Source organism: Bradyrhizobium sp. 139 (assembly GCF_023074175.1).
In the GTDB taxonomy this organism is placed as follows: domain Bacteria; phylum Pseudomonadota; class Alphaproteobacteria; order Rhizobiales; family Xanthobacteraceae; genus Bradyrhizobium.
The window spans coordinates 69,858-93,210 of record NZ_JADPKS010000144.1 but is presented as its reverse complement, the minus strand read 5'-3'; the positions used below and the strand labels follow the sequence as shown (position 1 = coordinate 93,210).

General features: G+C 60.5%; 18 protein-coding genes. 7 read left to right on the top strand and 11 right to left on the bottom strand.

Going from position 1 to position 23,353, the window contains the following annotated elements; translation table 11 throughout:
* The first annotated feature begins 358 nt into the window (after nucleotides 1–358).
* Complete coding sequence (locus tag IVA80_RS31350) at nucleotides 359–1,261, top strand: hypothetical protein (RefSeq protein WP_247438723.1); 903 nt, start codon at nucleotides 359–361, stop codon at nucleotides 1,259–1,261.
* Between the two features lie 125 nt (nucleotides 1,262–1,386).
* Here the strand turns inward: IVA80_RS31350 and IVA80_RS31345 are convergent, their stop codons facing one another.
* Both IVA80_RS31345 and IVA80_RS31340 read right to left on the bottom strand, forming a co-directional pair.
* A complete protein-coding gene (locus IVA80_RS31345) occupies nucleotides 1,387–2,385 on the bottom strand; it encodes a hypothetical protein (RefSeq protein ID WP_247438721.1) in 999 nt (332 codons plus the stop codon).
* A 172-nt stretch (nucleotides 2,386–2,557) separates the two neighbouring features.
* On the bottom strand, nucleotides 2,558–3,436 hold the full coding sequence (locus IVA80_RS31340) for a hypothetical protein (RefSeq protein WP_247438719.1): 879 nt from the start codon (nucleotides 3,434–3,436) through the stop codon (nucleotides 2,558–2,560).
* A gap of 276 nt (nucleotides 3,437–3,712) precedes the next feature.
* On the opposite strand from IVA80_RS31340, the gene IVA80_RS31335 reads away from it, so the two are divergent.
* Nucleotides 3,713–4,081 carry a hypothetical protein gene (locus tag IVA80_RS31335; RefSeq protein ID WP_247438717.1) on the top strand — a complete coding sequence of 123 codons (369 nt, stop codon included), beginning with the start codon at nucleotides 3,713–3,715 and terminating at the stop codon, nucleotides 4,079–4,081.
* A gap of 88 nt (nucleotides 4,082–4,169) precedes the next feature.
* Here IVA80_RS31335 and IVA80_RS31330 read toward each other — a convergent pair whose 3' ends face one another.
* From IVA80_RS31330 to IVA80_RS31290, 9 genes are all read right to left on the bottom strand, one after another.
* Entirely contained in the window at nucleotides 4,170–5,756 is a 1,587-nt protein-coding gene (locus IVA80_RS31330) for a class I SAM-dependent methyltransferase (RefSeq protein ID WP_247438715.1), read from the bottom strand.
* 5 nt (nucleotides 5,757–5,761) lie between these two features.
* On the bottom strand, nucleotides 5,762–8,401 hold the full coding sequence (gene tssH / locus IVA80_RS31325) for a type VI secretion system ATPase TssH (RefSeq protein WP_247438712.1): 2,640 nt from the start codon (nucleotides 8,399–8,401) through the stop codon (nucleotides 5,762–5,764).
* Nucleotides 8,402–8,498: 97 nt separating this feature from the next.
* Entirely contained in the window at nucleotides 8,499–9,563 is a 1,065-nt protein-coding gene (tssG, locus tag IVA80_RS31320) for a type VI secretion system baseplate subunit TssG (RefSeq protein WP_247438710.1), read from the bottom strand.
* On the bottom strand, nucleotides 9,527–11,494 hold the full coding sequence (gene tssF / locus IVA80_RS31315; RefSeq protein WP_247438708.1) for a type VI secretion system baseplate subunit TssF: 1,968 nt from the start codon (nucleotides 11,492–11,494) through the stop codon (nucleotides 9,527–9,529). The genes tssG and tssF overlap by 37 nt, the downstream gene beginning before the upstream one ends.
* Nucleotide 11,495: 1 nt before the next feature.
* A complete protein-coding gene (tssE, locus tag IVA80_RS31310) occupies nucleotides 11,496–12,044 on the bottom strand; it encodes a type VI secretion system baseplate subunit TssE (protein ID WP_247438706.1) in 549 nt (182 codons plus the stop codon).
* A gap of 184 nt (nucleotides 12,045–12,228) precedes the next feature.
* Nucleotides 12,229–12,714, bottom strand: a complete 486-nt coding sequence (locus IVA80_RS31305) for a type VI secretion system tube protein Hcp (RefSeq protein WP_247438704.1) — start codon at nucleotides 12,712–12,714, stop codon at nucleotides 12,229–12,231.
* Between the two features lie 51 nt (nucleotides 12,715–12,765).
* Nucleotides 12,766–14,268, bottom strand: coding sequence for a type VI secretion system contractile sheath large subunit (tssC, locus tag IVA80_RS31300; protein WP_247438702.1), 1,503 nt, complete (start codon nucleotides 14,266–14,268; stop codon nucleotides 12,766–12,768).
* A 16-nt stretch (nucleotides 14,269–14,284) separates the two neighbouring features.
* Entirely contained in the window at nucleotides 14,285–14,812 is a 528-nt protein-coding gene (gene tssB, locus IVA80_RS31295) for a type VI secretion system contractile sheath small subunit (protein ID WP_247438700.1), read from the bottom strand.
* A gap of 126 nt (nucleotides 14,813–14,938) precedes the next feature.
* Entirely contained in the window at nucleotides 14,939–16,252 is a 1,314-nt protein-coding gene (locus tag IVA80_RS31290) for a type VI secretion system ImpA family N-terminal domain-containing protein (RefSeq protein ID WP_247438697.1), read from the bottom strand.
* A 349-nt stretch (nucleotides 16,253–16,601) separates the two neighbouring features.
* Between IVA80_RS31290 and tssI the strand changes: the two genes are divergently transcribed.
* Genes tssI through tssL form a run of 5 tightly spaced genes read left to right on the top strand, consistent with a single transcriptional unit; the run spans nucleotide 16,602 to nucleotide 23,346 of the window.
* Entirely contained in the window at nucleotides 16,602–18,470 is a 1,869-nt protein-coding gene (gene tssI, locus IVA80_RS31285) for a type VI secretion system tip protein TssI/VgrG (RefSeq protein WP_247438695.1), read from the top strand.
* Between the two features lie 5 nt (nucleotides 18,471–18,475).
* Nucleotides 18,476–19,039 carry a hypothetical protein gene (locus IVA80_RS31280; protein ID WP_247438693.1) on the top strand — a complete coding sequence of 188 codons (564 nt, stop codon included), beginning with the start codon at nucleotides 18,476–18,478 and terminating at the stop codon, nucleotides 19,037–19,039.
* Nucleotides 19,040–19,051: 12 nt separating this feature from the next.
* A complete protein-coding gene (gene tagH, locus IVA80_RS31275) occupies nucleotides 19,052–20,437 on the top strand; it encodes a type VI secretion system-associated FHA domain protein TagH (RefSeq protein WP_247438691.1) in 1,386 nt (461 codons plus the stop codon).
* 48 nt (nucleotides 20,438–20,485) lie between these two features.
* Complete coding sequence (tssK, locus tag IVA80_RS31270) at nucleotides 20,486–21,823, top strand: type VI secretion system baseplate subunit TssK (RefSeq protein ID WP_247438689.1); 1,338 nt, start codon at nucleotides 20,486–20,488, stop codon at nucleotides 21,821–21,823.
* On the top strand, nucleotides 21,820–23,346 hold the full coding sequence (gene tssL, locus IVA80_RS31265) for a type VI secretion system protein TssL, long form (protein ID WP_256467545.1): 1,527 nt from the start codon (nucleotides 21,820–21,822) through the stop codon (nucleotides 23,344–23,346). The genes tssK and tssL overlap by 4 nt, the downstream gene beginning before the upstream one ends.
* Nucleotides 23,347–23,353 lie beyond the last annotated feature (7 nt).

The following is a 23,353-nucleotide window of genomic DNA, read 5'->3' as shown; positions in this document are numbered from 1 at the left end:
ACGCAGAAAACCGTCTGCCAAGACGTCGTAGACCCAACGATTGCGAGCCACGGCGGGCGCATCGTGACGAGCGCCGATGACGAGTTGCGGCGCATTGGGTATACTGGCGATGCGTGCCGCCTGCTCTTCGATGGAACCATGCCTGGCGTTAGCGACACATCGAAACGCGAGCAACACAACTGCCGATTTTCATCGGGGGGCGTCAGATGCTTTCGGCTGGATGCGGGCCGCACGTGAAGGAGATACTGGCAAATCTTCCCGACTACACCGACCGAAGTCCAGTCAGGAGTAACCCGCCGTTTCTTTTGCCGGAGCCTAGCCGGACTACTATTGCTCGACCACGCAAGGGAGATAGGTCATGCCACTGACCGAAGGCGACGTCCTGGACACACTCAGTGACTCGGTAGCGCTTGGCATCGAGTTTTACGTCGACAAGATCCATATCAAGGGCGAATACTTGACGACAGTTCGCGATCACATTCGTGCCGGAAATATATTGGTGAAGGGCGGAACTCAGGATCTCGCCTTCTACGATCAGGCTACGGATGTTCTGTTGACGCAGAAGAAGTCGCCTCCCGCAAATGATAGCGATCGGGCGCTGCTCCTGCATGAATGCGTCCACGCCATGATCGACGTCTATGATCCCGACGGCGCTGTTACGCGCCACATGGGCGAACTGGCGGCCTACCTCACTCAAACGACATATAGCGTTCGCTGGAATCCGTCGTCTAAACGCAGCGGCACCGCCCCCTGGGACAAATTCTGGGGCGACCTCTACGCCACGGTGCGCGCCAACAAGCTCGACACCAGCGCGGGCAACGGCGTCCGGATCCCGTCGGCGACGCTCGAAAATCTGCGCCGGCAACTCGCTGCGCTGCCTTTTGTGAACTATGGAAATTTCGCCAAAGAAGCGACGGGCGTATCGGATGGGCTGACCCGCAGGAACTTATTTCTGTCCAGCGATGAACCCGTGTCCATGCGATCATCGAGCGTTTCCCACGAAGCTTATGTTGATCCGAGCGATGACTATTTGATACGCGCCCTGATGGAGGTCTACGCGAGCACCGATGTTAGAGGCTATGGCAGCCGCCTGCGCCGGCTACGTCGTGATTTTCTCTATTGCTCGCTGTCTCGCGCCCATGAGCTCGGGAAGAGGTTCTCGGTGCGGAAGCGTGGAGACCGGCTCTCCGAACTGTTTCACGATCGCCTGTCGCATGGCGGCCGCGCAATTCTTCTCCGTGTGCTTGCGCTGCGAAGCTGACCAGCACGCCGGACAAGTCGGAAAAATAATCTCGAGAAGACGAATGCGCTACCGCACCGCGTCGGATTCTCGGCGTGGTCGTGCATCATTTAAGCAGACTCCGGATCACTCCTTTGCAGCAGATTCTAGTCCAGGTGCCTTGCGCGCAGATCTTGAAGGTCCTTTTTCAATGCCACCAGATCCAGCCCGCGAGGAAAAGTGAGGCGTCCAGAGCGGATCACGAGCCGGACGTACGGATAGCGCTCCTCGGCAAGCATCGGAGAACTGATCTTGTACTTGTGCCAATCTTCAACGATGTGTGCCTGTTGCTCGACGTTGTATGAGTCCCAGGAATCGCCCGGCGTGTACTCGTAGCCGGCACCGATTGTCTGCGCCCAGAAGGAGCGCGCCATCGTCCAGTTTGAATCGTTGAACGCCTGCCACACGTGGGTCATTTCGTGCACGAAGAGGTCGCAAATGCGACCGAAGTCGTCGCACAAGAGGCCGAAGGTGGGGCTAGGCGATGCCATGTTACTGAACGCGACATTGCCTAGATTGATGGCATACCGCATGCTTGGCACCATGGGATTGCTTCCCCTAAAGAACGGTCCATCGTTGGTCCACGGTCTTCCGCCTGCTCCCAGGCCATTGGTAATCGCAATTGTCTCCCACGGCGGCAGCGTCGGACCAAAGACGTTGCGCGCGAAATCCCGTTCGCTGACGTCCAGCACGCGCGCGAAGTCGGGTCGGCTTCCTTCACATGCCGGCGGGGTCGGAGCTGCTGGGGTGGGCGCAACCGGTGGAGTGGGCGCAATCGGCGGGGCAGGCGGCGTACCCGGCGGCAGATAGATGAATCCCCCTCGCCACCCGCCTTTCCCGCCGGTCGTACCGGAAGAGAACGCAAAGTTCTGGCGGTCGGGCGACATCGTGCGGCAGCCTACATACTCGGCCAGGTACCAGTTCACCTGTCGTGTGGCTTGTTGGAAATCGCGCTGTTTGACGAGCTTGATGCCGGGAAAATTGAACTCGATGAGGTCCCAGGGGTCGATGCCGATCCGCTTGGCGAGGGATATCCAGGTCTCGCCTGCCGTCACCGCATGCCGGAGTCCTGATGGCGGTACATAGCTTTCGACGACAGGCTTCAACGGCCTTTCCTGGTTCGGCAATGTAAGACCTCTCTGCTGAGATCGCCGCTACCTCGAGGCGGTTCGATGGGTCCATTCATTCGGGCCACGAACTGGCCGTGGCAAATCGAGGAGCCTCATTCGTAGCTTGGAGGCGTAGACACGGAGCAATGTCGAACGAGCAGTACTTGCTTTAGCGCCGGCCTTTTGACTTCGAGCCGAGCAGATCATGCGTGCCGCTGACGCTCACGGTTCCGGAGCACTCGAAACCGCCGAAAACTCCGCAGGAGCCGGTGACCGTAACGCGCAAGTCTTTGCGCTGGTACATGTCGACTGAAATGCCCAGGCGCGAAAAGTCGTTCGCGCTGTTCGGCAGGATCAGGTCGATGTGCTCCGCCGCCCATTGCGGTATATGCTTGTTGCTCTTCCAGAACAGTTCATTGCCGGCGTGATGCACGAAGTTCGGCCCGACCGTAAGGGCACCGTCCACGCCCTCGAACACGAAGCCCGTTTCGTCGATGTGCACGTTCACCCGATCAGGTGCTACTGCGAAATGCAGCGAGGTGATGTCCTGGGGCTGCGGGTCTTTGCCGAATTGCGAGCCGTAGGCATCGCTCCATTGTCCGCGGTCGCGTCCGAGCCCGAAGCCGTGCCGGCCCGGGAGATCCCGCGTTGAGAGTGGCTTGTCGGACAGCTTTGGGCGCCAGATCTCCCGAAACCCCTTGCCGATCGTTGCCGCCATCGACAGATCGAGCGCCCAATGCGACGCCTTCTCCGGACTTTGCCCTTCGGCGAACGCGTCGAATCCGTCCGTCGTCTTGGCAATGCGCAGCTTCTTGATCAGCTCTTCCCAGTCCTTTGGCAGGAAGGTGACGCCGTCGAGCGTGGTCGTCGCGGCTGCGACACCATACTTCTCGAGTTGGTGTCGGATGTAGGGCTTCTCGTCATAAAGGCGCACATTCGGGTTGGCGCCGGCAAAATAATTCTTCAAATCGATCTGCGGCCGCAGCATGGTCAGTCGCGCCGCGATCTTCCGGTAAGTGTCGGTCGTCGTCGGATCAGTCGTCGTCATGGGGCGCTCTCCGCGGCAATCCTCGCCGCAGATTGGTCTCGCCCGGACGGGTTCGGGTTCAATGCCGGCTCGTTCGATGAAGCTGGCGCCCGGCCCAGGTCATTCGAAGTCATGTCGCGCCAGCGCAGTGTTTGAACCCGCCGATCGGAAACGGCGACCACCATCCGGGGGGTAGTGTGAACAGTGAGGACGGTCAATGTCACTGCGGAGCAGGGTATTAGACGTACTCAATGGCCCGGCGGTCGCACGCATGCGCTTACGCTTGAGGTCGTGTCGGTGACGGGCCGGCTGGACGCGGCCTATATCGTCCACGAGAGCCTGCATGCGGCATACGATCTGTTGCGCACCGGCCTTGATGCCAATGCGGAAGAGGCGTCTGCCTATGTCTGCACGGCGCTCTATTGCCGCATGACAGGCCTGCCCCGCCCTCGCTGGGCCAACGGACCGATCTACGCCAATGCCGCAGAAGTCGCCCGAACACTGCTGTCCCAGTATCAGAAGGGCGATCCCGGGATTCCCCGGGTCGGGGAGCATGAATGGAAGATGCTGCGCGCAGGTGTTGGCTTTGATCCGGTCTATACCAGCGGACCCGGCGGTATTCTCACGGGATGGCTCCTCGGCCAGCAATATACCCACGACGGCTAGATTGCCGGGGGGCGCATCCGTTTCAGGAAATGGCAGGACCTTCCAACTCCTGCCGTTCATCGCCAACGGAGCCGTGCGCTTGAGCGCGTCACGCGACCAGCAGGCCCAGCTTGCCTACCATCGCAAGCGAGCGTTGAACGCTTTCTCGCGTTGACAGCAGCAACGGCTCGGCTGGCTGCCCGGCTCCATCCTTCTGGTCTATCCGGATGGTCGGGCCGAATTTTTCGGTCATTTCGGCCGTGATCTGGTCGATGGTCCGCGCACCGTCGAGCAGTTGCAGGAAATCCCTGGTCCGGTCGTCCTCCAACTGCACTGTTTGGTGGAGGAGGTTGGTGACGAGCGGACCTGTTTGCGCTTGTCTTCGCGCGAGCAGGCTCGCCTGCGGATGCTCGGTAGCTTCCTTCACCAAAAAGGGACGCGACAGCAGGAACGAAACCTCGCCGCTGCAAGCCAGGATGAACATCGCCTCAGTCAACACCTTTTGGTCATCAGCTGCCTGCTGATCGCCCAGCAGCGCGCGGGCGGCATCGAGCAACTCGTCAAATGATAATGCTCGCGGCCAAGCTCGGCCGAGACATAGATACGCGGCCTTCAAGAGCGGATTGGTTACCGTGACCCTGCTGCCGTCCTGGTTCTCGAATTCCATCGCGGAATCGTCGGTCACGCAGGAGTCGGAATGGATCGGGTTGGTCGGGCTCAGCAAATGGAACCGGGTAACGAAATCGAGGTCGATCTGGCGGGATAGCGAAATGCTGTCGTGGCAGAGCAAGGTGCGCCGAAAGCCGTTGCCGTCGATGAAGTCCTGATATTGATCGCGCGCCATGAACTCGCTTTCCGGGAAGCGCTGCAGTGTTGCGCGAACCTCCTCGGAATAGCCGCCAAGATAGCGTCGTGAGAAATCAGCGTCGCCCAGATATTGCAGGCCATGGCGGCTTGCGTCTTCGGCGACCTCATGCAGCAGGAAGGCCTCGGCGCCATCATCGAGATCGTCGTGAAATAAAAGCTCGTCGGGGGACTTGAGGACGCGGTTGTACTGGTCGCGCATAACCGCGCCGTGCACCGAGTTGGGCTTCGAGCCGTCGCTCAGGAACTTCAGGATCGCGCGGGCCTGTCCTACCTTCTCCTTCATATCGGTGAGGCGGCGGGTGTGATACCGCATCATGTCGCGGGCCATATCGCGAAGGTGCGAGAACGGGTGCGCGTTATAGCTGACGTAGCACACCCCGCGCGGAGCCAGGTTCTGCTTGAAGATCATCATCATCTTCTCGCGCACCGCCGGCGGCACCCAGGAATACACGCCGTGCGCTATGATGTAGTCGAATTGCCCGAAGCTTGCGTCGACATTCATGATGTCGCAATGGAGGAGCTTGATATTGCTGAGACCCAATGTGGCGAGATTTTGCTGGCCGCGCTCGATCGTCACGCGGCTCAAGTCGACACCGACGAACGTGCTGTTTGGATATTGAAAGGCCATCGGCAACAGGTTGCCGCCAACGCCGCAGCCAAGCTCCAGCACCCGGCAACGCTCGACTGGAGCCGGCTCCATGCCGTAAACGGCGGCAATGGTAGCAAGATGGTTCGGATGAGTGAGCCCGTAGACGTGGCCGGGGTAGTAGACTTCGTCGTATGGCGTGGGACCGGTGCTCGGGTGGCGATGCTCGGTTTGAATGTTCATCGTCCTCAATTCCACGAATATGCGAACTTGTCGTTCTCGATCGAGACCCGCGCTTGCTTGACTTCTTCCTTGGCAAGGGACTTGCTGAGAAATTCGCGCGACAGCTCCGGGAGCAGGGTGTTGGTGATGATATTGTCAATCATTCGCCCGCCTGAATCCGGATCGTTGCAACGCGACACAATGTGCTCTACGACCGCGTCATCGTAGCCGAAGGACGCGTTATGATTGTCGCGGAGGCGTCGTCCGATCCGGTCGAGCTGTAACCGAACGATCCCGGCGAGCATCTCGTCGGATAGCGGGAAGTACGGTATCGAGACGATGCGTCCGAGCAGTGCTGCGGGAAACACCTTTAGCAATTCTGGCCTCAGCACCTTGGCGAGCTCTTCCGGCTCGCTTCGATACCGCGGATCGCGCGAGAGGCCCATGATCAGATCGGTGCCGACGTTGGTGGTCAGGATGATCAAGGTGTTCTTGAAGTCGATCCGCCGCCCGTTGCCGTCCTCCATGGTCCCCTTGTCGAACACCTGGAAGAAGATCTCGTGGACGTCGGGATGAGCTTTCTCCACCTCGTCGAGCAGGATAACGCTATAGGGCTTGCGCCGAACAGCCTCCGTGAGGCGTCCACCTTCACCATAGCCGACATAGCCGGGAGGTGCTCCCTTCAAGGTCGAGACGGTGTGCGCTTCCTGGAACTCCGACATGTTAATCGTGATCATGTTCTGCTCGCCGCCGTAAAGGGTCTCGGCAAGCGCTAGGGCGGTTTCGGTCTTGCCCACTCCGGACGGACCAGCCAGCATGAACACGCCAATCGGCTTCGACGGGTTGTCAAGCTTGGCGCGGCTGGTCTCAATCCGCTTGGCGATCATCGTCAGCCCATGAGACTGGCCGACGACGCGCCGGTTGAGGATCTCCGGTAGCTTCAGCACGGTTTCGATCTCGTCGCGCATCATCCGGCCGACGGGGATGCCCGTCCAATCAGAGACAACGGACGCCACCGATTGCTGGTCTACATGGGCATAGACCATCCGCTTTTCCGGATTGATGCTCTCAAGCGTATCGAACTTTCCGCGCAGCTCCGCGCGCCTGACAGTCGGATCTTCGCCTTCTTTGGGCTGGGACAGAATTGCCCGAGTGCTCCGGATATCCTTGACGAGTTCCTGCTCTGTGGCCCAATCGGATTCGAGGTTTGTCTGCTTGTCCTTCAGTGCCGCAATGTCCTGGTCGATCGCCGTGATGCGGTCGCTGTCCTCAATCCCAAGATCGCTGTCGCTGACGAGTGCTGATCTCTCAGCTTCACGAGCGGCAATCGCAACGCGTGCATCCTCGATCAGGGCCGGCGTCGCGCTCTGGCTGATGGCCACGCGTGCCGAGGCGGTGTCAAGCAGACTGACCGCCTTGTCCGGCAACTGCCGCGAAGGAATGTAGCGGTGGGACAGGTTGACCGCTGCGACGATTGCAGCATCCGAGATGCGAACGCCGTGGTGCTTTTCCATCGGACCGAGAAGTCCGCGCAGCATGATGCAGCAGGTCTCCACGTCCGGTTCGTCGATCTGGATCGGCTGGAAGCGTCGTGTAAGCGCGGGATCTTTCTCGATATACTGGCGGTATTCTGCCCATGTGGTGGCAGCGATCGTGCGCAGTGTGCCACGGGCGAGGGGAGGTTTCAGTAGATTGGCCGCATCACCAGTGCCGGCCGTGCCGCCGGCGCCGATAAGTGTGTGGGCTTCATCGATGAACAGGATGATGGGGGTAGGTGAGCTCTGGACCTCGTCGATCACCGACCGCAAGCGCTGCTCAAACTCACCTTTCATGGAGGCACCGGCCTGCATCAGGCCGATGTCGAGCGCACAAAGCCTTACGCCGCGGAGCGGTGGCGGCACGTCGCCGGCGGCGATACGCTGGGCGAAGCCCTCGACAACTGCGGTCTTGCCAACGCCAGCCTCGCCGGTGAGGATTGGGTTGTTCTGCCGCCGACGCATCAACACGTCGATCAGTTGGCGGATTTCTTCGTCCCGGCCAAGGATCGGATCCATATCGCCCGATTTGGCCTTGGCGGTGAGATCCTGGGAGAACCGGTCGAGTGGCGTCGTTCCCTTGGGACCCGCTTGGGCCGCGCCTTCCGTGCTGGCACCGACCAGGCCCGAACCATCCATCGGCCGCATGGTCTCCTCGTCGGAGCCGGCCCAGACGGCGCGGCGCTCCGCGGCTAGTGCGTCGACGTTGACCTTGGCAAATTCTTGCGAGAGGTTGTTCAGCGTGCGACGAATATCGTTCGATTTCAGGCCTGCCACAAGCAGATGACCGGTGCGGATTTGGGTCTCGCCAAAGAAGAGTGTGGCATAGTGCCAGCCGCGATCGAGCAGATCGATGACCGAATTGGCGACGCCCGGCATGTCGGTCTCGTTCTTGCGAAAACCGTTGATCACGCCGGCAAGGTCGGACAGCAAGCGCGCCCGGTCGAGCTTGTAGTGATCGACCGAGAGGCTGAGATCGTTGCGTTCCTGCTGCAGGATGTGAAACAGCCAGTGCGCAAGCTCGACGTTTCGATTGCCGGCGCTCTTTGCGTGGCGCAAGGCCTGTATGAAGGCATCATAGCCGGCCCGGTTCAGCTTGCCCGTTACAGCTTCAATGCTGATGTCGGTCACGGCGGCTCCTCCTGCTCAATTCCTCCGCGGATGCTTGCCATCATGCGGAAATTGCTTCAAATTCCATAACATTAGGCGATCAGCGCGATGGATAGGTTCAAATCGCCGCGGCATTGACTGCGGCGCTCCGGCCGGCTCTCAATCGCTCACCGAGCTGAAAGCGGGCATCGCGGCGATATTCTTCCGTGGAGGCCCAGTTTGGCGAGACCCAGGTGGTCCATCCAAGTCGCCCACTCTGTCCAAGCCTGACCGGCACGACCTCTCCCGCCGGAATGGCGAGCTCGACCTCCCACTCCAATTCATCACCGATATAGAAGAAAACGGCGTCGGCCAGTGGCTCCGACAAGTTGGGGGTTTCGGTCGGCAGGAATTGTTCGTACTGAGCAAAAGTTCTGACAAAGACCCGAACTCTGATCTTGTCCTCGACGCTGAACACACGCGACCCGAGAAGGGCGTCATGACCGAGCCTCGCATGCGTTCCGCCGAGCCGGCTGCAGTGACTTGGATCGAATGAGAGCCAGGTGCCGACGAATTCGTCGATCTCGACTTTGACTTCGAACAGTCCTTGCAGGAACCGAGTCAACCGTGATGCACACTTCGCCCGGGGCGCGACCAGTCCAGCGAAGCTGAGCTTCGCCATGTCAGGTACCGTATCGCGATCGGCGAAAACAGCGGAGCCTAAGCCGGTGAAGGAGCCGACATAGGCGATGAAGCGATCCTCCGCGGGGCGGTCATGCTGCGCGATCGGGCGCGCATCGGCCCAGGCACGAAAGAAGAGTTGCAGGAAGCGTCCGTTGAGGAGATCGAGAAAGCGCGGGAAGGCGTCATCACGCATCAGCCACCAACCGAGGCTTTCATCGGTGGTGGCGATCGGCAGCGCGCCCTGCGGCCCCAGAAGCCCGAGAAATTTGACGAGTATCCTGAGCCGGCCGGCATGGTCCTCAACCGCCGCGAGGTTCGAGGCGGGGAACTCCAGATAGGGCACCTGGCCGAGGTCGACATATTCGTCGCGACGAGCGGCACTGTCACCGATCCGCGGTCGATCCGGGTTGGCGCGCTCGAACTGGCGCAACGTATGGAAGAAATCGAAACGCCAAGGTTCGGCCTTCATCTGCTCGATCAGCGTCATAGCGGCCTCCGCGTGCCCATGCGCGGTGGCCATCGCATGATCTCGCCGCGCTCCGGCGTCGAGACGACCGTTTGGGTGAAGGTGTTGAAGCCGGAATAGTCGGCGAAGAAGCGCTCCAGTACCGCACCCAGCAGAAACACGCCGCTGCCCTCGAATGCTTTCTCGTCAAGCGTGACGGTAATCTCCAGGCCCCGTGCTGCACCGCTGCCGGTGCGCTCGCGGACCCTCCGCACGACAGGACGGCTTTCTATGCTGCGTACGCCGCGAATCTTGCGCTCCGTGGCGTCGTCGAACTGGTCGGCGAACAAGGACAGCATCTCGCGCAGCGCTCCGGCGTTCTTGCCGCCACCGCGTTCGACGAGGCCAAGATAGTTGAGGCTGAGCATGTTGATCAGCCGCCAGCTGACAACCCCACTGTTGGCGATTTCGCTGCGGCTGCGCAGTTGGGCGACCACCGGCTCGCGTGGCGGCGTGGGACCGGCGACGCACATCAGATCAAGGGAGGTGTCGTCCAGCAGGCGAAAATCGGCGCCGCCCTGGCCAACCGGCAAATGTTCGGTGAGATGGCGATTGGAGCAAAGAGCCCGAACGCTCAGTTCGGCAACGGAGCCTTGGCCGCTCAATTCACCGGGCTCGAGCAGTGACAGGAACATGTCCGTTCCGGTGTAGTCGGAGGAGGCTCCGTATGTCTTCTCTTCCACTGTGCGGCGCCGAGGTAAGCGGCGGACGGTAAAATAAAGCCCGTCGACCGATCCGCTGGTCCGGTCGACGGCGGCCGAATAGAGCGGGCGCACGGGCCGCTTATCCTTCTCTGCCGGAAGGTGCGCGTAGACTTCGAGCACCTGGTGCGGTTCGTATTCCAGATAGCGGCTGCGATCTGGCACCACATGGTACTCGTAAGTATTCGACTTGACGGGAATGCGATCGCTCGTCTTCTCGAACAGATTGATCGCCGGCGCAGTATAGAGCCTGAAGGTCTCGGCGCGCACCGAGGCGGCAAGCCGCGAATTGTGCTCATCGAATGCGAAGACAATATCGATCGATTTGCTGCGCAGCCGCGACATCACACTGCGAAGTCCCGTCAAGTTGATGCCGAGGAACTTGCGTGGAAACATGAAATATTCCCGCAGCAGCTCCGAGCCGCGAAAGATCCGGTTATCGTTGGGAAAGAGCGACTCGTTTTCGTCGAAGCCAATTTGCTGCACGCAATCATGGGGCGCACGAGCCACCACCGGATCGCCGAAGTCGTCGAGATGGCGGAAGTAGACTCCCTCGCAATTCGAGATCAATTGCTCGTAGAGCGCGATGGCGTCGGATTCTGCGCCTGACAGGTAGATCGGAAGTTCGCTAACGCGGCAGCCTGAGAACCAGGTTTCCGGCTTGGCTCGGGCCTCTGCGTCCGGCAGTTCCTCATCGAGCCGGGCCGCGGTACGATGGGTCAGCGACAGCTTCAGCCCCGCGATGACGTCGCCACCGACCGGGATCCCGAGCGCCTGCAGAGCGCCCGCTGTTGAGAAATACTCCGCGCTGGTGACGTCAAACGGCCAGAGCACGATGTCGCGGCAAAGTCGAAATCGGCAGGAAAGACTTCGTTCTCTCTCGCGGTAGGTCGCGTCGAAGTAGGCGCCGCGTACAATCTTCCTGCCGTCGCGCAGTGCCGGGTCGGCATAGGGTGGCCGTGCGGTGACCAGCATGGCCGATGGTGTCGGCGCAAGATAGTTCGGTACCAGTTGCTCAAGCAGGTTTGCAGTGAATTCCGGGAATTCGTGCTTGAGCTTGAGCTGAACGCGGGCGGCAAGAAACGCGGCGCCTTCCAACAGTCCCGTGATCATCGGGTCCGAGCGGTCCCGGATCAGGCCGCCGAGGCGCTCTGCGATTCCTGGATATTCTTCGGCGAAATCTCCCGCCTGCTCGTACAGCAATGACAGTTCACGATTGTAGAAATCGAGGAATTCGCGATTCATGCTAAAGTCGATTGATCTGGATATCGCCGCTGTCGAGGTCGACGTCGGCGACAAATTCCACGGGGACGTTGAGCGGCTCAGCCTTGAGGTCGGCGTGAACGATGAAGCGCAGCTTCAGCTGCTCAGGACCAACCGAGCCGTCGCGACGGACCCGGATCGTCTTGCGATCGAGTCTTGGCTCGTACGTCGTCAGAGTCTCGCGCAGGGCGCCGGTGAGTTCGTCGTCCGTTACCTCGTCGATCGAACGGTGGGCAATATCGGGGAAGCCGTAGTTCAGGATCGAGGTTCGAACGCTATCGCGCCCGCTCAGATCCAAGGTCGATTCCAGAGCAATGGTATTGAGGAGCGTTTCAAGGTCTTGGGAGACCTCCCGCCGCAACAAGGTTTCCGAGATCGGAAAGCGGCCTGCGCTGCGCCGCCCGGCAATGACCCGCTCACCGAACTCATCGCGCAGATTAAGCTTCTTGCGCGCATCGCGTGCGTCATGGGCCGCGCGAAATGCCAGCATTAACGGGGGAGAGAGCCGATCCCTCTTTGGAGCAATGGTCATTTGCCGTCCCCAAGATGCCAGGCCCGCTATGCCCTTTCGCGGAGCATCAGCTGGCCCCCAGAATGATGTCGCCTCGGCAGGCGGTCAGGCCCGCAACAAGTCCCGCCGAGACGTGCAACCGCAATTGCACCGCCTGGCGCCGGTTCGCGCTAATCGGAACCGGCGCAAGGTGAGGGGCCGACAATCAGGCCCATTCCTTGTTGGCCGGAACGTCCCAGCCAAACACCGGCGCAGCTCCAGCGGCACCTTTTTCCGACTGGGTCTTGTAGGTCATCTTGACCTTCGCGAAGTTCAGACTCACGTTTTCCGTGAGGCGATCTTCGCCGTGCGATCCGCCCGTCGATACACTGGTGACCAGAATGTGTTTCATCTCGATCTTGAGATACTCCAGCGGATTTTCACCCGCCTTGCGGACCGTGAGGATCGCCGTGTCGATATGCTTGCCGTTCGCGCAGACCTTGAAAAGCTCCGGCGTGGCCTTGTCGACGAAGTGCGTAAAGTGGAGATCCTGGACGTTGACCTTGCCGGCGCCGCCGCCCGAACCGCTGTGGAAAGTGCCAGTCTGGCTCTCGCCGAACGACCAGCTCAAAATATCGATTTCGTCCTTATGCTTGTCGTCCAGCGACTCGCCCTTGATCGGATCGAGTTTCAAGAAGATATCGACAGCCATAGCGTAGTCCTCTCAAATTTTTTGCATGTTTACGGTTGCGATGTCACGGCGTCAGGAACCGGGGCCGGGCAGGCGTGAAACCAGACTGAGGCCGACGTCCATCGCCTCCAATTGAAAGTGTGGACGAAGAAAGAAGCGCGCGTTGTAATATCCCGGGTTCTCCTCGTTTGCGATGACTTCAACCTTCGCAGCGGCCAGCGGCTTGCGCGCTTTCTGAGCTTCTGACGAGAGGGCTGGGTTGGCATCAACGTATTCATTGATCCAGGTCTGCAGCCAAATCGTCAGCTCATCCTTCTCCTTCATGGATCCGATCTTGTCGCGAACCATGCACTTCAGATAGTGCGCAAAGCGAGACACTGCGAACATGTAGGGCAGTCGGGACGAAAGGTTGTCGGACGCGGTTGCATCCACGCCCTTCTCGCCGAAATATTTCTTGGGCTTGTAGAGCGACTGGGCGCCGATGAAGGCGGCCTTGTCGGTGTTCTTGCGATGGATCAGCGGGATCAGGCCCGCCTTCGCAAGTTCGTGCTCGCGGCGATCGCTGATGGCGATCTCTGTCGGGCATTTCAGGTCGACGCCGCCGTCATCCGTCGGGAACGTGTGCGTCGGCAGATTGATGACCTCGCCACCGGACTGCACCCCGCGAATACGCGTGCACCAGCCGAACTCCTTGAAGGCGCGATTGATGTTGACCGCCATCGCATAGGAAGCGTTGATCCAGCCGTATTTGTCGCCGGTGTGGCCGTCGGTTTCCTCTTCGAAGGCGAACTCTTCCACGGGCTCCGATTTTGCGCCGTAGGGGAGGCGACCCAGCACGCGCGGCATGCACAGGCCGAGATAGCGTGAGTCGTCCTGATCGCGCAGTCCCTTCCATGCGGCATATTCTGGTGTGTCGAACACCTTGCCGATGTCACGAGGATTGGACAGTTCGGTCCAGGTGTCCATTCCCATCAGCGTAGGCTCAGCGCCGCTGAAGAAGGGGGCGTGTGCGGCGCCGGCGATCTTGCTGAGATCGCGGAGCAGTTGTACGTCGGTTGGGAGGTGGCTGAAATAGTAATCGCCGATCAGGCAGCCGAATGGCTCGCCACCCAACTGGCCAAATTCATACTCGTAGATCTGCTTGAACAGCGGGCTCTGGTCCCAGCGTGCATCGGGATAAAGCCGCAGATTCCGATACAGCTCGCTTTTGGAGACGTTTATCACCCGGATCTTCAGGTTGGCGTCGGTCTCGGAATTGAACACGAGGTAGTGGAGGCCGCGCCAGGCACTTTCGATCGCCTGGAACTCGGGTGTGTGAAGAATCTCGTTCATCTGCGCAGTCAGCTTCTGGTCGATCCGCGCGATCATCTCCTCGATGGTATCGAGCACGTCCGACTTGATGACGCTCGAGTCTTTCAGCGCCTCTTGAACGAGCGTGGATACCGCGTTTTCGACCTCGGTCGCTGCACGTTCAGTGCGCGGTTTGAAGCTTTGCTTCAGCAGAGTGGCAAACTCGTCAGCTTCGACGGTCTTGACCTGGGTGGTGCTCTCTTTGTGGACAGCTTCTTTTGCCATGGTCCCCGTTCCTTCCTCAGTTCTCGGTGCCAGGTTCGGTTGACTGGCTTGTCGCGCGTTCCCGAAGCGCCGCCATCAGTTGAGGATCGGCGAGAAGTTTTTTCAGCTGGTCCTCGGCGGCCACCTTGCCGTCCATGTACCGCAGCAGGTTGGCAAGTTGTTCGCGCGCCTCAAGCAGCTTGGCGGTAGCCGGCACCTGGCGGGCGACGGCCACTGGGGTGAAGTCGGCCATCTTGTTGAAGCGCAGATTGACCGAAAGTTTTTCATCCGATCCATCGCTGAGACGGTTGGCGACACGGGCCGTCACGCCGGGCTGGATTGCCGCCATGCGGCTGTCGAAATTGTCCATGTCGAACTCGAGGAATTTGCGCTCCTCGACCTTCGTCTTCTCGACGCCAGGGTTATTGCCGGAAAGGTCGGAGAGGACGCCCATGACGAACGGCAGTTCTATCAGTCGCTCGGCGTCATAAGGATCTTCGTATGTGATGTGCACGCGCGGTGCGCGGTTTCGCCGAATGAATTTTTGACCGCTGTCTGTAGCCATGGTTCCCTCACTACGAAATCGCTTTAAACATCGAATTTGCGCGACGCAGATTGACTAGGGCGCTTCAAGTTGCTGCGGTCGGCAAACATCTTGTGTCCAGTTAGTGCCCTCGAGCGAAAGCTCGGTTCAACGCGATCTGTCGATTGTTTTAAGCGCTCCCTCCGGTAAAACATCATTCAAAAGGCTGAGGAAATCTCGTTGTGCAAGGTCGCGCGCGCGATCGACCAAAAAGGGGATGGGGCTCGACGGCTCTGCGCTTCGGAAAAACGACGCCACCTTCGTCAGCAGGCCCAAGGCTTGCGCTCTGCTTTCTACTGAAATTTCAACATCTTGAATGCTGCTATCGGCGGTCGATGAAAGCGAAGTGGCGAGTTCCGCCATCCGCTCGATCGGCAGGTCGAAAACCTTGTCGCGCCCGATGTTGATCGCAGCGCTCTCCACGTGCGAAGGCACAAGCATCCGCATAACCTCAATAAATGATTTTCCCACCATCTCCTGCGCCTGACGCACGAGGAGCAGTGCGGGGCTGGACGGTTCCATTCGGGCGAAATACTCGGCCGCGGCTGCAAGCGCCGCGGATGCCTGCGCGGATGAAGCCAACACCCTGGTCGTGTCTGGCGGTGCCTGTGCATCGACGGGACCGACAGCTTCGGCAGTTGGGGCGATCGCGGCCGGATCGCGCAACGCGACAAGACCCGCAAGCCAGGCAGCCATGCCGTTAACCATGCCGGAGAGCCTGTCGAGGCTGATCGGTTGCCTCGAGTTCAACTTCTCGTGCCAGGTTTGCCTAATGCCGGCGATTTCCGCAGCGACCGCGGAGCACCGCGCGCTGGTTGCCTTGAGGGTGTCGAGATCTGTCTCGCTGACGATGCGCTCGATGGCCGCCAGATCAGGCCCATCGGCGTCGGCGTCGCCGGCGGGAATTTCGCCCATGGCGACTTGATAGGCACGGTAGTTGAGGTTGCCGTGTCTACGGTTCTCGATCAGGGGAAGGAACTGCAGCGGGTTGATGACGGTCGGGAATACGTCGATTGCTTCGACCGTGACGGCGCGAAGCGCGTAGTCCCCATCCTCGCCTTTTGGATGCACCGCTTCCCAGTGCTCGCTGAGCAGCAAGCTGGTCGCCTTCAGGCAGCACAAAAAGCCGTCGAGATCGCGGTTGAGGATTGAAAATTTGGCGAGCAGCAAGTTCAGGCGCAGGTCGCGGGTACGCGCAAGAAGGGGCTCGGCGGCGGCAAACTGGCCCGCAAAGTCGACTGCCTTTGGATCGAAGCGCCCACGCTCACCATTGGCATTGACGACCTCGAAAAACGACATCGGGAGCAGGGATTCCGCACTTGCGAAGAAGTTGAGGTACTGAACGTCTCCGATAGCGTCGAGATCCGGTCCGCAGGGATCGTCAGCGGCAATGGGCTGCGTCAGGGAGGCGATATCAAGCATACGAAGACCATCCATCCGCTCGGTCACGGCCCCGCTGCTGGGCCCGTGACGACTTCCGGATCAAGCAGCGGATCGTGATCCGAACATCTCTTATGAGTCAGATGCCTGCTGATCTTGGTTCATTCCCGAAGATCATGCCATTTTTGCGTGAACCGGCAAGCGTTTGGAGCCGACTACTTGATGGCTGGGGTGGTTCTTTGCGCGGCTGTTGAGGAGCGTGAGAAGGCCCGACCCCGGGGCTGACGTCCCGGCACTGCCAGTGGCGTGCAGGATTTCCGTGGTTATTGCATCACGTTTGATCAGCTCTGCGCTGCAGGTCATTCGATCGGAGGAGGGAGTTTAAGCCCACATGGGCCAGCTTACTCAGGATACCCGTCTCTGCGAACTCAAGACACCTCTTGGCAAGGACGTTCTGGTTTTTGCCGGATTCGAAGGCTCGGAAGGTCTCAGCGAACTGTTCGAGTATCGTATCGAGTGTCTCAGTGAGGATGCCGACCTCGACTTCGACCGTGCCATCGGTCAGCAGTGCACGTTGACCATAAAGCTGCATGAAAAGGAGCGCGAGTTCAGTGGCATTCTGACGGAGGCCCAGTGGCTCGGGGTGAAGAATGATTATTTCAGCTACCGGATCGTGTTGAGGCCCTGGCTATGGCTGTTGTCACGGACCACTGATTGTCGGATCTTTCAGGACAAGAAGGCGCCCGACATCATCAAGGAAGTCTTCAACGAACGTGGCTTTACCGATTATGAATCCAAGCTGACCGAAGAGAGTTCCTGTCCGAAGCTGGAATACTGCGTTCAATATCGCGAGACCGACATAAACTTTGTGTGCCGGCTGATGGAGCAACACGGCATCTATTACTTCTTCAAGCATGAGGGCGGCAAACACACGCTGGTGTTGGCGGACTCCAAATCGTCGCACAACCCTGTCAAAGGGCTTGCCACGATTCCCTACATCCCGTTGACGGGTGCTGATCGTCGAGGCGAGCAGCACATCTATGAATGGGTCTCGGAGCGTCGTTTTCGTACCGGCAAGATCGAGCTCAACGACTACAACTACCAGAAACCCAACGCGCAGATGATCAGTGACGCCAAGGGCTCCGAGCATTACACTCGGTCGGAGATGGAGTTTTACGACTATCCCGGGAAGTTCAAGGAGAAATCCGACGGCGAGCGCTACGCGAAGATCCAGTTGCAGGCAGAGCAGGCGATGGATCGGCGTCGCCGCGGCAACGGCGACGCCGTCAACCTGTTCCCCGGCGGGCTGACGAAGCTCGAAAAGCACTCCAAGGACTCGCAGAACGTGGAATATCTCGTGGTGCGAGCCACGCACTCGTTCTCGATCGAATCTTACCGCACTGGCGGTCCCAGCGACGCCGGGCAACATGTCTATTTCGGCAGCTATGAGTTTCTGCCAAGCGATCGGCCGTTTCGAGCGCTGATGATGACGCCGAAGCCAAGGATCAACGGCATCCAGACCGCCAAGGTGGTGACCAAAGACGACAATTCGAACGAGGAGATCGACGTTGAATCGCTGGGCGAAATCTATGTTCGCTTTTTCTGGGATCGGAAGAAGAAGCGATCGTGCCGGTTGCGCGTGGCTCAGGTTTGGTCTGGTAAGCGCTGGGGCGGTCAGATCATCCCGCGCGTCGGACAGGAAGTCGTTATCGAATTCCTGGAGGGGGATCCGGACCGGCCGCTGGTGATCGGCACCGTATACAACGACGAATACAAGCTACCCTATGATCTGCCGTCGAAGAAGACGATTGCAGGATTGAAGTCCGACTCCACCAAAGGTGGCGGCGGATTCAACGAGTGGAACTTCGAGGACAAGAAGGGATCCGAGAAGATCACGGTCCATGCTGAGAAGGACCACGACGTGACGGTCCGCGACACCGAGACGCGGACTATCGGCGAAGCTGCATTCGGCGGTGACACGCGCAAGACCACCCTCAAGAAGGGCAACGATAAACTCGATATCGAATTGGGCGGTCAGCACATCACGCTGGCCATGGACCAGTCTGTCAATGCGGGCATCAGCATCACGCTCATGGCCAATGCCAATATCACCCTGCAGGTTGGTCCCAGTCAGATTATCCTGACCCCGGCGGGCATCGTCATCAACGCACCGACGATCGCCATGACAGCGCAGGCTGGCATGGCGCTTGCGGCCGGCGGTCCGCTGGTCGCTCACGGCACTCCAACCCTTGTTGGCTGACGGTCATGGGGCAAGTTCGGTTCGGCACGGTACAGGATCTGTTTCAGGCCTATCCCTTGGCGCGTTATGATGTCGGCAGCGCCGACGCTGACAAGCCTTCGCTGGATTTTCTTCAGGAGGCCGCCGACGCGCGGAATTGGCACCGGGCCGTGTCTTACTGCGCCTATCTGCTCCCCAGGCGCGTGGCAATTGCCTGGGGATGTCGCTCCCTGCGACGGATGTTCGACCATTTCGACGCCAGCGATAGCAGGTCGCTGGACATTGTGGAGACCTGGGTCCGGCAACCGGACGAGCAGTCCCGGAACAAGGCGCTGGCTGTCGGCAATGCCAACGATCCTGAGCAGCCGGCGACGTGGTTGGCGCTGGCGGCCGGCTGGTCCGGCGGAAGCGTGGTTCCCCCGGAATTTGCACCCGTGGAAGCCAAGCCAGATCAGGCCGCGCGGGCGGTGCGTGCAGCCCTGCTGATTGGCCTCTGCCGGCTGCCCCGAGACTCCCGGGGCCGGATAATGACGTCATGCCTGGAGGATGGTATTCAATTGGCACGCGGCGAACCGCGCCCTCCGCGCTAACGAGACGATGTGATGGTGCTTCGCTTTAACATCGAGAACGAACCGAATCTTCCGGACGGCGGACCTGTGTCGTTTACGGTCACCGGCAGGCGTTCGGTCGATATTGGCCGGGACCGTCATCTCGACTGGACGCTGCCGGATCCGGCGCGGACGATTTCCGGAAAGCATTGCGAAGTGCACTTTCGCGACGGCGGCTATTGGCTGCACGATGTCTCGACCAATGGCACCTTTCTCAATGGTGCCGACCAGCGCATGCGGGGGCCGCACCGCTTGCGCGACGGCGACCGACTCACGATCGGCCACTACATCATCGGAGTTTCGCTGGAGGATGAGGCTGGCGGGCGCAGCTCTAACCATGAGGCGCAACTGCACCAACCCTCGGTCCAGCAGCATGCCGATTACGGAGAGCTTTGGACGGCCGATCGTGACGTTCCGCCGCCGATCGATCCACAACTCTTGAGGAAGCCACGCGAGGCTGCGCGGCCCGTCAATCCGGAGTTCTTGGACTGGGCGGCGAGCGTCCCGGCGCCGGGTGTGGACCCATTCCGACGGTCATCGCTGGCGTCTCCATACCAACCGTCCGGGCAGGACGATGACGTGAACTGGGCAGCCGGTCCGGTCAGCGCGCCGAAACCGCAAGTCGAGCGCCCGCCAGTCATGCCGACCCCACGCCGGCCGTCGGTGTGGACCGATGATGAACCAGCCGCTGCCCAGCCGCCAGCATCGCCATCACCACCGCGGCCGCAGGTTGAGGCGCCGCACCCGGCGCAAGTCGCAGATGAGGGACCTGTCACGGCCAAGCCAATCGGCGGTACCGAGTTCGCGCGGCAGGTGGCGCGCGCTGCAGGATTGCCGGACAATTTCTTTGCCAGCAAGTCCGATGTCGAACTCGCCGAGCAGCTTGGCATCATCTTGCGCATGACCGTGGATAATCTGATGGCGCTGTTGCAGGCGCGAACCCAGGCCAAGCGGCTAACCCGCAGCACCAGCCACACCACCGTCCAGGCCCTTGAAAATAATCCGCTGAAATTCTCGCCGACCTCGGAAGAGGCGATGCGCATTCTGTTTGGGCCGCCGACGCGTAGCTATCTCGACGCACAGCGCGCCTTTGCGCAGGGCTTCAGTGATCTCAAGTCGCATCAGTTGAAGACCTACATGGCCATGCAGCACGCTGTCCATGAGCTGATTGCGGGCATAGATCCCACTCTGATGGCGCGCGAACTCGAGCTTCAGCGTGGCGCAAACTCCTGGCTCGGCACGAACAAGAGCAAACTCTGGGACGAGTTCTTGACGCGCTGGAAGGCGCATCTTGGCCGCGACAACAGCGCGCCGATCGAGACGTTTATGTTGCATTTCTCTGACTATTACGACCGCGGTGACGAACCCGGTTCAAGGTAAGCTATCGGCGATCACGCGGTTGCCGACAATTTTTAAGTGGATGTAGGAATGTCTTGGTACAGCAAGGTTTTCTGGTCGGAAGGCCTGTTTCTGCGGCCGCATCATCTGCAGCAGAACGACCGCTATATCGAACACTTGCTGGAAAAACGCGTTCGCTACACGACACCGTACCCCTGGGGCTTTGCCCAGCTGGAGATCGATAAGGATCTTACCGAACAAAGCAAGTTCGCGGTGCGCAATGCGTCCGGCGTCATGCCGGACGGTACGCCGTTCGATATCCCTGCGGACAGCCCAATTCCCGACGCGATCGATGTGCCGGAGACGGCCGCAGGCCAGATCGTCTGGCTGATGATGCCGGTCGCGGCACCAAACACCCGCGAGATCGACGAAGATCGCACCGACAGCGCCAGTCGTTATGTTCGTACTTCGGAAACCTTCATTGACTCGACCTCGGCGCTACGCATCGAGGAAGAGATCGACATCGCTTATCCGCGCTTGTCGTTCGAACTGCGCAAGACCAGCAAGCCCGGATACATGGGCCTTGGAATCGCGCGCATTCTCGAGGTGCGCGACAAGAACATCCTGTTCGACGACAAGTTCGTGCCGCCGATGCTGGTCTGCGCCGCGCATCCGATCATCGATGGCTGGCTCAACCGCGTCATCGGCTGGGTCGAGACCAAACTAGACGAGCTGGCGCGTTACGCGGTCGATCCGTCATCCGGCGGTGGGTTGCAGAGCGTCGACTATCTGGTGCTGCAAGTGCTGAACCGCACCATTCCCGTGCTCACCCATTTCCAGCGCTCCGGCAGCGTGCATCCCGAGCGCCTGTACGAGGAATTGCTGAGGTTCGCGGGTGAGCTTGCCACATTCGCCACGGCGGAAAGACGGGCGCGAAACTATCCGGCGTACGATCATGACGATCTCGAGAACGTCTTCACGCCCTTGGTGAGCGACATTCAGGACTTCTTGAGCGCGCGGCTGGGCCGGCGGGCGATCCGCCTGGAGATTATCGAGCGCGCACAGAATGCGTTCGTATCGCCGATCCGCGATCGAGCGCTGTTCCGAAATGCGACCCTGGTGCTGGAAGTTGCCGCACGGCGGCCGCTCGTGGAGATCCAGAACGATTTCCCGCACCTGTTCAAGGTCGGGCCGAACACCAAGATGAACGAGATCGTGCACGCAAACTTGCCGGGCCTGACGTTGGCGCATTTGCCGACGCCGCCGCCGCATATCCGGGCCATCACGGATCACGTCTATTTCTATCTCGACCGCAAGTCGCCGCTGTGGCCCGAGTTCAGCACGGCGGCCTCGATCGGAATGCACTTCTCCGGCGACTGGCCGGAGCTTGAGCTGTATCTTTGGGCGATCCTGGAAGACAGGCCATGAGCGACAGGGACAAGCCGGTCAATCCTTTCGGTCGGGGAGAACGGACGATCATCCGTCCCAATCCCGGCGGGAAGTTGCCGCCGGCGCCGACCTCTCAGCCTCCGCCGGGCGAGGGGCCTGCGGCACGTCCGGCCTATTCGCCATCCCCCGTACCTTCTCCCGGCGCGCCAGCGCCACCACCATCCTTTTCGCCCGTTCCGCAGGGCTCGAACTACGCCTCCGCCCCGACCAGCCATCCAGCCGAGGAATGGATCTCGACACCCGCGCAAGGCCAGGTGCCGCAACCCATGTTGCCGCCAGGGCCGCCGCTGCGCGTTGACGATCTGGTCGCGCCAAATGCCAATCCGGTGATGCGCGCGGCGGGCCCGTTGCTGCAACTGCTCGGTCGGTTGCGGGTGGCGCTCATGCGCGCGTCATTCGCGAGCCTGATGGAGCAGGTCGCAGACGCGCTCAAATTCTTCGAGAAGGACATCCGTTCGGCGGGCATTTCCGAGCACCAGGCCAACACCGCTAAATACATCCTGTGTGCCACTGCCGACGATATCGTGCAGCACATCCCAACCGAGGAGCGTCACGTCTGGACGCAATATTCGATGCTGAGCCGGTTCTTCGGCGAGCGCGTCGGCGGCGTCCGTTTCTTTGAGATCCTCGACCATTTGAAGGTCGATCCCCTGGTCAACTATCCGGTCCTCGAACTTCAGCACGCCTGCCTTGCGCTTGGTTTTCAGGGCATTCATCGAACGTCAGGGGGCGGACTTGCGAACTTGCAGCTGATCCAGCGCAACCTCTATGAATTGCTGCGCCGGGTCCGGCCGAAGACGATGAGTGACCTGTCGCCCAACTGGCGCGGGCAGGCGCTGGCGGGGCGCCGGCAGCGTCTACGCGTTCCGGTCTGGCTCGTGGCGGCCGTCGCCGCCGCGCTGCTGACCGGGTCCTATTTCGTCCTGCGGACGCTCCTCGCTGGGCGGGCAGAGAATGCTGCCGAGGTGGCGCTCGCGCTCCATCCGGCCGGCCCGATCGAGCTCAAGCGCCAGGTCGTTGCACCACCGCCGCCACCGCCGCCTCCGCCGCCACCGGATCGCATCACCCAGTTGCAACGCATCCGCAACGCGCTCGCGAAGGAGAACACCGCCTGTGCCATGACGGCGGACCAGACTCCCAGTTTCATCGTGATCAGGGTCTGCGATCTGGCCTTGTTTGCATCGGGCCAGGCGACCATCCTCGACGGCTTCAAGCCGATCGCCCTTCGCGTCGCAGCAACCCTCGACAAGGAGCCGGGACGGATCCGGGTTGTCGGCCATACCGACAGTTCGCCGATCCGCACAGTCCGCTTCCCGACAAACTTCGAGTTGTCGGTCGAGCGCGCCAAGGCGGTTGCCGCGGCACTGAAGCCTGGCTTGACCGATGGTTCGCGCGTCGACGTCGAGGGCAAAGGAGCCGATGCACCAATCGCCAGCAACACGACACCCGAGGGACGCGCCAAGAACCGGCGCGTCGAGATCTTTATCGAGCGCAGCGAATAAGCAGATA